1 pseudogene is annotated in these 331 nt (G+C 48.3%); it reads left to right on the top strand.

The window, feature by feature from the left end:
• Window positions 1–149 precede the first annotated feature (149 nt).
• Window positions 150–331, top strand: a pseudogene (locus KK062_RS30165) (DUF3748 domain-containing protein); the annotation flags it as partial.

The following is a 331-nucleotide window of genomic DNA, read 5'->3' as shown; positions in this document are numbered from 1 at the left end:
ACATTATACGATGCCTTCGATCTTCAAAAGTCCGCCGGAAAACTTAATACATTGATAAACAAAATACCACCGGTGGACGAACGACGCTAAGCTACCTTGCGCCCTGAATCGTTTTATTAATTTTTGATAGCTTGCGGCCGAATATTCCTATGCCCGAACAACAGCTAACGTCCGGTAAATACGGTCATACGTTAAACGCGACCCAGGTTTTTTCTCCCGACGACCAGTGGGTCGTATACGATACCCGCAACGACGATACCCACATCGGCCGGACGGACGGCATCGAGATGGTAAACGTAACCACCGGCAAAGTGGTCCGTCTTTATACCAC

It is taken from the genome of Dawidia cretensis (assembly GCF_018598175.1).
GTDB classification, from domain to species: Bacteria; Bacteroidota; Bacteroidia; order Cytophagales; family Cyclobacteriaceae; genus Ohtaekwangia; species Ohtaekwangia cretensis.
This window is presented reverse-complemented; position numbering and strand designations above follow the sequence as displayed.